The sequence below is a fragment of the Parabacteroides sp. PFB2-10 genome (genome assembly GCF_029893085.1).
Lineage (GTDB): Bacteria > Bacteroidota > Bacteroidia > Bacteroidales > Tannerellaceae > QVMG01.
In genome coordinates, this window is sequence record NZ_JARXWI010000005.1 from 17,676 (window position 1) to 29,252 (window position 11,577).

An 11,577-nucleotide genomic window follows, 5' to 3' on the forward strand; every position below is an offset into this window, starting at 1 on the left:
GCTATTCTTCTATAACTTCTCCCCCATTCATCTTTCCATCAACCGATAAGCCACCTCCGAGGCCTTCTCCAGGATAGCTTCTTCGCCTGCGACTTTTTTATTCTCCATCAAAATCCGTCCGTTACAAATAACCGTATCCACACAACTACCATTGGCGGCATAGACCAGATTCGACACAAAATGGAAATTAGGCGCAAAAACAGGCATCTTCAGATCGATCAGGCACAAATCAGCCAGGCAGCCCTCGGCTATCCGTCCGGCATTCAGTCCGGCGATTGAAGCCCCCACAGCAGTGGCCGCCTCCAGCATCTCCCCGGCTGTCAACGCCTCCGGATCCTTACGCCAGCCTTTTCCTAAAAGCGAAGCCAATTTCATTGCCTCCACCATATCTAAGTTGTTCGACGAGGAACAGCCATCGGTTCCTATCCCGACCGCAACACCCTTCTCTTTCATCTCTTTAAACCGAAAATGGATACCGGATCCCAATTTCATATTCGACGCCGGGTTATGCGCCACCTTCACGCCATAATCCGCCAATAATTGGATCTCCCCCTCATCCACATACACCCCATGCGCGATCAACAAACGCGGAGAAAGTACACCCAATCGATGCAAATAGCGCACGGGCGTCAACCCAAAATCACGCACCGCATTAGCCACCTCCTCCTCCGTCTCCGCCAGATGCAGATGGATCAACAAACCGTTCTCTTCCGAAAAGCGGTTTACCCATTGAAGCATCTCCCCCGATACGGTATAAATAGCATGAGGTCCCAGCGAATAGGTGATCCGATCGGAAAAGGCTCCGACCCGGCCATATTGCTCACGCAGTTTCTGCTTGCCTTTGCGCATCAGTTCCGGGTTGAAGTGATCGAAGCAAACGCCCGACAACACCCCGCGAACGCCCATCTCCTCCACCGCCTGTGCCGTAGCCTCCAGGCGCTGATACATATCAAAAAAGGTAGTCGTCCCCGATTTGATCATCTCCAGACAGGCCAGTTTAGCGCCCCAGTACACATCCTCGTCGGTCATCTTCGCCTCGTTGGGCCAAATCTTCTCCTCCAGCCAGGGCATCAGTTTCATATCGTCACCAAAACCACGAAACAACGTCATCGCTGCGTGCGTATGCGTATTCACCAATCCCGGTATCACCGCTTTGCCGCTCCCGTCGATCACCCGCGAAGCATCCACAGAGAGGTTTTCACCTACCTCCTTTATAAGGTTTCCTTTAATATATATATCGGTCACCTTATCGCACAACAGGACATTTTTTATTAATATATCGGACAGTATCATGAGAAACGAGCTTTTACATTTTTAATTTTTTCGCCTTCGATCCGATTTAACAACGATTTGTATTTTTCGCGTTTCACCGCGGCATACGAACAGCTTTCTTTCACTTCGACCACGCCCAGTTCCTCTTTTTCCAATCCTCCCTTCTGAAACAAAAAGCCGACAATATCTTTTTTGCTCAATTTATCGCGCTTCCCCCGGTTAATCGTGAGGGTTACCCAAGGCGACGGAACGGGCTTTTTGGCCACAGCCGGCAGAAAGAACTCCTCCGGCTCACGATCGATATATTCGGGCACAAACTCCTCCGGGTTCAGAATCAGGAAAGCATTTCCCGAAGCGTGCATACGCGCCGTGCGTCCGTTGCGGTGAATATAAGCCTCTTCATTCAAAGGCAGATGGTAATGAATCACATGATGCACATCGGGAATATCCAACCCGCGCGAAGCCAGGTCGGTCGATATAAAGACAGCCGCGCTGCCATTGCGGAAATAAGACAAGGCCCGTTCGCGTTCGGGCTGCTCCATACCGCCATGAAAAAAGACATTATCCACCCCCTCGCTTGTCAGCCAATTACTGACCCGCTCGACCGCCTCCCGCAGATTGCAGAACACCAAAGCGGACTCTCCTTGTAACTCTCCGAGCAGACGATACAATGTTTCCAGTTTATCTTTCTGAGGAGAGTACACCTGCCGCACGGTCAGATTGCGCGACTCGCGCACCTCGCTCAGAAACGAGAGGCGAACCGGCGATTTCATGCCGACGAACGAGGGGATCTCCACCGCTTCGGTGGCCGAGGTCAATACTCGCCGCCGCAAAGCCGGGAGATGTGCCAGAATCTCTTTCATTTCGGAAAGGAAGCCCAGTTCCAGCGATTTATCGAATTCATCGAGAATAAGCGTATGCACCGTATCGAGATTCACCGTGGCTCGTTCGATATGATCTACCAGGCGTCCGGGCGTAGCAATCAACACCGTCGGTGCATGCTCCAGGCTTTTCTTTTCCGTACGGAAGGGATGGCCGCCATAACAGCAGTTCACCTTATACCCCGTGCCCAACGAGCGTAATACCGTCTCGATCTGTAGTGCCAGCTCACGCGATGGAGCCACAATCAAAGCCTGTATCTTCTTCTCCTCCGAACCTAATACAGTCAGCAACGGCAGGAGAAAGCCCAGGGTCTTTCCCGAGCCGGTCGGACTCAATAGAAGCATATCTTTTGTCGTGCCCGCGTCCAACACCGCCTGTTGCATCTCATTCAGCGAAGCTACACCGGCATTCTTCAACGCGCGCGAGATCATTTCATTTTCAGCCATATACCGCTATCTCTTTTTTTAGCAAGCAAATATACACATTCCTATGCGAAACAGATCATATCCCGCCGGGAGCAACAGAAAAAAGAAGAATGTTAAAATATCGATTGTAAGCAAAACGGCTATTTTACTTACAAATCCATACGTTAAAAAATGTTTCTCCCGGGAGTTTGTCTCCAAAGTCCCACCTTTTTGCGCGCAAAGTCCCGCCAAAATTACAAATCGTAATTTGGGGGTTTCGCCAGAAATGGACGTTTTAACGTTTGTTTACAAACCCATACTAGCAGGTGCAACCGGGGAGGTTGCATATCTTTGTAGGTTGATCTTCGATTGCCGTCTGCTTTAGCTGACGGTAACATAAAGCAAGAAAAATGGCTTTAGCCAAATGAATAATCTATTCAGCTAAAGCCATTTTTCCACCGATGGATCGGAGGATCACTGACGTTTCTTTCCCCAATAGGTTTTGGGGGCGGTATAACCGGCGTAGACGATCGTATGGGTGCGTGGAGAGGCTTCCCAGTCTACCTCACGCTGCAGGTAGAGTTTGACACCGTCGACGGTGAGTACCTGGTTTGTTTTATCGAACGACCAACCGGCTCCCTTCCATGTCCCGGAGGTAACCGTATGATCTTTCGAGAAGGTCATGGTCGTTGCCGTTTTTTGTTTGCCATAGCTATACGAGAGATCGATATGTTCCCAGGTGCCGACAATCTCCTCTTCGGTGATCTCGACAGCAGGCACGGCACCATAGCGCTCAGGCATAACCAATGGCCAGCCATCGTCCGTCCAGCGAATGCTACGTACATGTCCCATCATAACGGCATTGCTCACGTTGATACCGGCAATGCCTTCGGGAAGACGTCCCTGGGAGGCATAATACCAGTTGCCCGCACCATCGTTGAAAATGGCACAGTGCGAGATGCCCACCCAACCGTGTCCGTCGGTAAACTTATACGGATGGGTCACCACGGGAAGTATATTCTCGCTCAGGGTGATATCCTTCCCATCGATGCCGTAATAGGGACCGGTAACCTCTTTGGCACGAGCCACGCGGGTGTTGTAGGGCGTGCCCAGCGCATCGTAGGCGACAAACAGGTAATAGTAGTCCGTTTCAGCGTTATAGATTATTTCCGGCGCCTCCGATCCCTGCCAGCGATAACGTCCCCGGCTGTAGATAAGCTGCCCGTAGGGCGATTGTTCTGTGATATTCCAGGGATCCGTAAGCTCTTCAAGCGGCTTGCCTGTTTCAGGATCGACCTGCAGGGCGGCCATACCGCTATGCCAGGAACCATAGATCAACCAATGCGCACCGCTTTTGGTAATCACATACGTGGGATCGATCGCGTTCCATTTGAAATAGCCTTCCCAGTTGTTAGTAGAGGGGCGTGTCCACTCATTCATCCCTTTATCGGAGGCGGAACAGACTACAAAGCCTTTGTCTTCCCAACGATTGGAGGCCGGATCGTTCGTTTCCATCAGGCCGATGAAGGCACGTTCCGTCCAGGAATTATCGAAATTGTTTCCTGTATTGGGCGCTCCTGTCTTGATAAAATGGTCAATAATGACGGAGTAATACATACGGTAGCGACCGGGAGCCACCTTGCGGGCAACGGGTGCCCAAAAGCCATAGTTCGGGTTTTCGATAGGCGCAAGCCCCTGCTGTGCGCGTATCTCATTGAGCTTTTCCTTGACCCAGGAGGGAGCCGCCTCCGGCATGGTTGCACCCAGGTATTCCCAGTTCACCAGGTCTTTGGAACGACGTCCGTGAAAATGGCCGTTTCCGGCGTGTACATTGCCATAAGAGGCATCGGTCTGGTACATATAATAGTAACCATCATCGGCCTTCATCACCGTCGGATCGTGTACGTTTGCCAGATTCCACCGGTCGCGCTGGCTCCAGGCAGCCATAGCGGTATAGTCGTCGCTGTAGGTGGGCGCCTTGTAGCTGTTGAGCGGGTTGTTGGGATCCGGTTCAGGAATCTCATTATCATCACCGCAGGCTGTTCCAAGCAGGAGGCAGCCAACAAACAGGGAAAGCCATATATGCGATTTCATACGCGTTGTCATTTATTGGTATTAAACACCGTTTCTTTTTACTCAGAATTGCTGATGTAGAGAAAGGGAAGACTGATATAAATCAGTCTTCCCACAACTTAAACATCTGTCACAACTGTTATCTGCAAAATTTAATTGCTACTTCCAGATGTTCCAATTTCCCATCCCGGATTTTGTCCAAGGTTTGGCAGTCGTTTCGTTTCGTTATCCGGTATAGGCAAGTAATAGTTTTTAGGACTGTTAAACGTACGAAGCGGATGAGACTCGGCAGGTCCATAGGTATATTCAGGATCGTCGGCATCACCCGTTATTCTGACACCATACAGATTATATATTTGTTTGTAACGCGGCAGGTTTTTCTCACTGGCAGGCGTAACCCCTTCGAACAACATCCAGCGACGTTCGTCGAAGAATCGGTGATCTTCGAAAGAGAGTTCGATGCGGCGTTCGTTTCGTATACGCTCACGCAGCTGCTCTTTACTCATTCCTTTATAGTCCGGCATCCCTACACGCGCTCTGATCTGATTCACAAACTGGTATGCCTGATCGGGTCCGTAAGCCTCATTATAGGCTTCGGCAGCATTCAGTAAGATCTCCCCATAACGGAAAATAGGCCATGCATGCGCAGGTACGGTCGGTATTTTAAAAGAAATATTGTTCAAGAATTTCTTACAATAATATCCGGTCAATGTTCCTCCATGCAACGAAGCATAATCGGGGCCTAAAGAATAGCGAATATCTACCGGACGGCTTTCTTCCTGTTCCACATCACCCCAAATAGAGTTGTGGTGCAACACGGTTTGTTCCAGACGCGGGTCACGATTTACATACGGGTTGTTCTCGTCGTAATCGGGATCCTGATCGATAGGCAATCCTTTTGTCGTCTCATAGCAATCGACAAAGTTCTGCGTCGGGTTTGTACGACCTACGGCATTCAATTGTCCCCCAAAGCCACAAGGTGCCATGTGGGATTCAATGGTGTTTGTCCGCCAGACAGAGCGGCAAAGAATGAATTCGTCATTGTACACCGGGTTGGTCACAAAACATTCATAATAGTCGTTGTTTACCTTTCCTGTACTATACAGTTTATACGGCTTGCTTTGAGAAGCATTCTTGGTGATAAAAGCGTTTGCAGCTTCTGCAGCCTCTTTCCATAAGTTAACATCCTCTGATCGGTTGTTCAATTTGGAAGCACGGTAAAGCAATGCTCTTGACTTCAGAGCATAGACAGCAGCACCATTGACACGTCCCCAGTTCTCTGTTTCATTGCTATAACGGAAAGGAAGCTGATCTTTCACCTTGTCACATTCCTCCGCTATCCACTTCAGTGCCTCAGCAGCATTCGTGCGCGACATCTGCATGGCTGCCGGGTTTGCCAGGTCAAAGACGATTGGAACGCCTTCTTCATCCTCTGCAATAATAGGGATATCTCCAAACCAGCACAATAAATCGAAATGATAGATAGCACGCAAGAAACGGGCTTCCGCACAATAACGGTCATACAGACGGTTGTCGTCACCGGCAATTTCCCTGTTCCCAACCACAGAGGCTTTCGCATTCTTTAAAAACTGATTGCATTTACGAATGGCAGAGGTGTTCCTGGACCAGGGGGTCAACAGGGTATGATCCACAGCCGTGTAGGCATCTTCCAACACTTTATTGAAGTAAATCACATTCCACCAGGCCATACAATTGTCGGTCATCCCATCGCGGAAAGAGCTTCTGTATTGCGTATCGCCAAACCCTTCGAATCCATCCGGCAGACTTGTATAGATATTGGCCAGAAAGCCTCTCGTCAAATCCGGATTGTTGAACGTTTGCGTCTCAGACAATGAGGCATCATATTCTTTGTCAAGATAGTCATCACAAGAGATAACCGTGCCTGCAAAAAACACTATAACGATATATGTTAGTATCTTTTTCATAATCTTATTCATTTGTCATAATTAAAAACCAATATTAATTCCCACCGAGAATGATTTTGTTTTAGGATACCACCAAACAAAACTCATCGGTTTTTCCGGGTCAAAGCCTTTGGGGAGATGACTCCAGGTATGGAGGTTATAGCCACTGAAATAGATGCGGCAGTTGGTCATATTTGCCTTGGCAATAAGCGCTTTCGGTAGTGAGTAACCGACTTCGATATTACGCAAAGAAAGGTAATCGCCATTGAAATGCCAGATCGTATTCTTTTGGTATTCACCGGAGCTGTCAATACTGTTAAAAGCATTGGTAGAAGGACGGGGATACTTAGCATTTATATTGCGCGGGTCATTCGGATCATCCGTGTAGTAACCCCATGCATTCACCACTTCATGTGTTCCCATCTTTCCCCAGGAAGAGTAGGCCATATTCTCACGCCCCATAACCGAACGATTCAGATACGCTGTCAATATCACACGGGCATCGAAGCCAAACCAGTTAAATCCTACATTCAAAGAAGGAGTAAGTTCCGGAATGATCGTGTACCCATGTGGAGTCATATCATTCGTATCAATTTTGCGGTCTCCGTCCAGGTCTCTAAACACAGCCGTTCCTAAGGGCTGCCCCTCGCCTGATGCCGAGTGGTAAGGATACTTATGCGGATTATCTAAGGCATCCTGATAGCTACTGGCAATCAAATCAGGGTCACTCGCCCATTGATCGAACAAAAAGAGGTTGTATCCTCCGACATTCCCATTGTAACTTCCGTCAGCCACGAAATAGTCGAAAATACGCTTTCCGGTCTTTTGCTGCCAGGGCATATTAGGTGCCAATTCATCCATTTCTACAATCTTGTTGGTATTCCAGGTAAGCATACCCTCTACGTGGTATTTGAATTTCCCTATATTATTATGATGTCCCAAGGAGAGTTCAAACCCTTTGCTTTCTGCCTTACCGTAAGAGTCCTGCGGAGCGCTTACACCAAACATGGTAGGAACGGTAGAGCGGCTCACGAGGATATTAGAACGCCATTCTTTAAACGCATCGAAAGAACCGTAGATCTTTTTATCAAAGAAATCAAAGTCAACACCCACATTCACCATATCGGATATTTCCCATTTATTATTCAGATTCCCTGCTTTTGATTCATAGGTTCCCTGCGTATACGACTGGCTCGTTCCAAAGTTATATCCTGATCCCTGAGCGAATGTTCCCTGGTAAGGGTATCTTCCGGCTCCGGTAGTCGATTGTCCGGCACGGCCATAAGAAGCACGTAGTTTCAAGAGCGTGATATATCTGTTTTTCAACCAAGACTCTTCAGAGGCCACCCATCCGATAGATCCACCGGGAAACAAAGCGAAGCGTTCGCCCGGCGCATAATTATCACTTCCCATGTAAGAAACATTTCCGGAAAGGATATATCGATGATCATAAACGTAGGTCGCGGTTCCGTTGAAAGAGAGATTCCGGTTGGATGACGATTGTCCCCGAACAACATTCTGGTAGGTACGAACAAAAGTCCGTGCGCTTACGGCATGTTTACCAAATGTGTTATTATAGCTCAATCCTCCGTTCATATTAATATTGTAATAATAATCACGCGGAGTTGACGTAGGATTAGTCAAAGCGGAATAGGTGCGTCGACGGGTATACTTATATTCAGAAATATCCGAAACATCATCCATCAGATTATAATAGAAAGCGTTCACATTAGATGTTTGAACCGACTGGAATGTCTCGTATGTGTCAAAGCTAAATGTAACATTGGCTTTCAAACCCGGAACAAGAGCTCCCAGATCACCCGTTGCCGTCAGGGTAGAATACAAGTTACGACGGCGGTTCTTATCCATACCCGATGCAGCCAGCATCACTCCGGCATTATTGGCATCCGTATCGACAAACAATTCTCCATTCGGACAATAGATCGGCTTCATAGGGTTTGCTTCAACAGCACCAAAGGTTACCAACCCGAATACCCCTTCACGAGGTTGCGAAATATTATCGATACGTCCCCCTAAGTCTAACGAAACATTCAGGTATTTATTCACATCAATATCGATATTCGAACGAAGGTTATAACGATTCAATATATGCTGAGTCGTGAAATCTTCATTATAATTCGTCCATTTGTCATTCCACATACCCTCTTGGCGGAGATAGGTGAACGAAACAAAATAACGTGCTTTGTCATTTCCCCCACTGATATTGAAGTTTGTTTTCATCTGTGGCGCGGCATCCCGGTAGAGCTCCTTGAACCAATTGGTGTTAAAGTATTTATACTTATTCATTCCTTCCAATTCTTCTCCGGCACTTACTCTCCGGTAGTATTCGATTTCTTCATCTGAAAAGATCGGATCCATACCATCCAGATAAGCAATCTGGTTACGGGTCAAAGCCATATTGTACGAATTCTGATTCTCAACCATACCGGTTAACGTCTGATAACCAAATTCCTGCGACAGGTTTATCTTGGTTTTCCCGGCTTGTCCGCGTTTGGTTGTAACAATAATCGCTCCGTTTGCTCCTCGCATACCATAAATAGCAGTCGCGGCAGCGTCTTTGAGAACCGATATTGTTTCAATCGGATAGGCATCCAGGAAGGAGAGGTCACGCTCCACATCATCGACAATAACCAACACCGAACGAGCTCCTCTGTTCATGGTTCGAATACCACGAATAAAGGTGGCTGTTTCACTCCATCCGGGCTCACTGGCCGATTCATACGCTTGTACCCCTGTAACAGTCGATGTAAAGGCATTTTGCAACACAGTGATCGGATGCTTTTCCAACTCTTCACCTGTTACGGTAGACATCGATTCAGTGGTAAGCTTCTTCTGCTTCCGCCCAAAAGGCACGGCTATTGTATGGGCATATTCATCAAGATCCTCGCGCAGAGTGATTTTATACCCAACAGTAAACTCCGGTTTCACCGTCTCTGTAAAATAGCCAACGGCTGTTACTATAATCTCATCACTCGCTTTTACACGGGGTAATTTGAAGTTTCCGTTCTCATCAGTCAGCTCTATATGGCTGGATTCCGCAATATTAACGATAGCTCCGGGGACTGGATTACCTTCCGGATCAACAATTCGTCCCTCTAACGTTCTTACTTCCTGGGCATTTACCATAAAAGCAAACAACATCAAGATAGTGACAAGCAGGCATTTCTCTAACCCCGCCCATCTATTTTTTTGTTTTGTAGTACACATGTTCATAGACTTAAATTACCAACCAGGATTGTTTTCAATATTTGTTTTCCATTCTTCTGCTTCCGGAATCGGATAGAGATACATTTTAGAGTCAAACACCCGCTCCTGAGCTACTTTACGTGTCATCTTGATCACACCGCCTTCATTGGTCACATCTACACCGTAAACGGGGCGTGCCAAGGCTTTTTCTGCCACATTCCAACGACGCACATCCCAGATTCTATGCTCTTCATAAGCCAATTCCACCGCGCGTTCCTTACGGATAAAATTCCGTCTGTCCTCTAATGTTTGCAGGTCTTTGCGTTCAACCAATTTGGCTGTTAATCCCGCCCGGTCACGAATGGGTTGCAATATATTCAGTACTTCCGCACGACTTCCACCCGCTTCGTTCAGCGCTTCCGCATAATTCAGCAGGATTTCGGCATAACGCATAATGATCCAGTTGCGGAAATTCGAACCGGAATGATTCGCACTAAGAATGTTTTCGGGGATATATTTGCGCATATAGTAACCGGTAGGAGTCGCATTGGTATTACCTAACGGATTGTCACGCTGCCCTCTGATCACATTAATAACGCCATTCCCCCAGCTTACACCCTGGTACAGCACTGTCGCCTGCAGGCGAGCATCCCTGTTTGCCAGGAAATTGGCTTCGTTATAACCACTCTCCGGGTTGATTTTCGGCATCAATCCTTCATTATAAACCGGCGCACCCGTTTCATCATAAGAGGCAAAAGGCGACTCTCCGTTAGCCATATCATACATATCGACTAAATTCTGCGTAGGACAATTACCGCCCATGCCTCCTTCACCTACCGGTGTGTCATCACTAATGGCCGACCATCCGACTGCAACCTGGTTGCGCCAGAATATGGTTTCGCGATTTTTTCCACTATGCGCATTTCTGAGAATAGCCGCCGTATAATTGCTCACCGGGTCGCTTTCCGGTTGGAACAGAGCGTATAATCCACCATAGGTATCGATAAAACCTTTGGATGCCTCAACGGCTTCTGCCCACGTGATGCCCGATTCTGCTCTGAATCGATCACTTGCCATATACAACATGATGCGTGAATAAAGCGCTCTGGCGATCGGTTTTGTGATTCGTCCGGCATTTCTTTTCAGTTCCGACTCATCGGCTATATAATTCATCAAGCCGCTTTCACAGTCTTTCAGTTCACTTAAAATAAAGTCAACCACATATTCTTTAATAGAAGGACGTGTGGTATATCCTGTCAACAAATCACCATCGGGATCCAACACTTCCGTAACGATAGGCAGAGGACCATACCGCAGGAACATTTCCCAATAGAACCAGGCGCGCAGAAAACGAGCTTCCGATTTGTAGTTCAGCTTATCCGTCTCATATTTCTCATCACTCTCATCGGCCGGTTTGGGCACTTCGTCGATCTTGGTCAACGTAAAGTTGCACTTACGAATACCTCTGTAGTAATGTTCCCACGTCCCAGTCAACTCATTAGAGGCAGCCCCATTGTAATAATTACCAATATTAAAGCTGACGCGCGTACCACCATAAGAGAAGCTGGTGACGGAAAGATCCGTTGCCGCATCAAGCCATGAGCCATTAATACGTCCGGCTCCATGCCGAAGGAAGTTATAGGTATCGAAATGAAATTGCCGCGTTGTTGTCCAATCGCTGAAAACAATCTCTTCCGTCAATTCATTACTCGGTTGTTTGTCCAGAAAGTCACCAAACATATCCTCACAGGAGGTCAGTGTCATCCCCAACAGAAGTAAGGTGAATAATGGATATAAAATATTTTTTTTCATGA

Annotated in this window: 6 protein-coding genes; all 6 read right to left on the reverse strand. The window is 47.6% G+C overall.

Annotated features, from left to right (window positions below; genetic code table 11):
- Positions 1–27 precede the first annotated feature (27 nt).
- A complete protein-coding gene (locus M2137_RS05775; protein ID WP_280765513.1) occupies positions 28–1,293 on the reverse strand; it encodes an amidohydrolase in 1,266 nt (421 codons plus the stop codon).
- Complete coding sequence (locus M2137_RS05780) at positions 1,290–2,600, reverse strand: DEAD/DEAH box helicase (RefSeq protein WP_280765514.1); 1,311 nt, start codon at positions 2,598–2,600, stop codon at positions 1,290–1,292. Before M2137_RS05780 ends, M2137_RS05775 begins: the two co-directional genes overlap by 4 nt.
- Before the next feature lie 432 nt (positions 2,601–3,032).
- Positions 3,033–4,652, reverse strand: a complete 1,620-nt coding sequence (locus M2137_RS05785) for an arabinan endo-1,5-alpha-L-arabinosidase (RefSeq protein WP_280765515.1) — start codon at positions 4,650–4,652, stop codon at positions 3,033–3,035.
- Between the two features lie 131 nt (positions 4,653–4,783).
- On the reverse strand, positions 4,784–6,577 hold the full coding sequence (locus M2137_RS05790; RefSeq protein WP_280765516.1) for a RagB/SusD family nutrient uptake outer membrane protein: 1,794 nt from the start codon (positions 6,575–6,577) through the stop codon (positions 4,784–4,786).
- Between the two features lie 21 nt (positions 6,578–6,598).
- Positions 6,599–9,718, reverse strand: coding sequence for a TonB-dependent receptor (locus M2137_RS05795; RefSeq protein ID WP_280765681.1), 3,120 nt, complete (start codon positions 9,716–9,718; stop codon positions 6,599–6,601).
- Positions 9,719–9,799: 81 nt separating this feature from the next.
- A complete protein-coding gene (locus M2137_RS05800) occupies positions 9,800–11,575 on the reverse strand; it encodes a RagB/SusD family nutrient uptake outer membrane protein (protein WP_280765517.1) in 1,776 nt (591 codons plus the stop codon).
- Positions 11,576–11,577 lie beyond the last annotated feature (2 nt).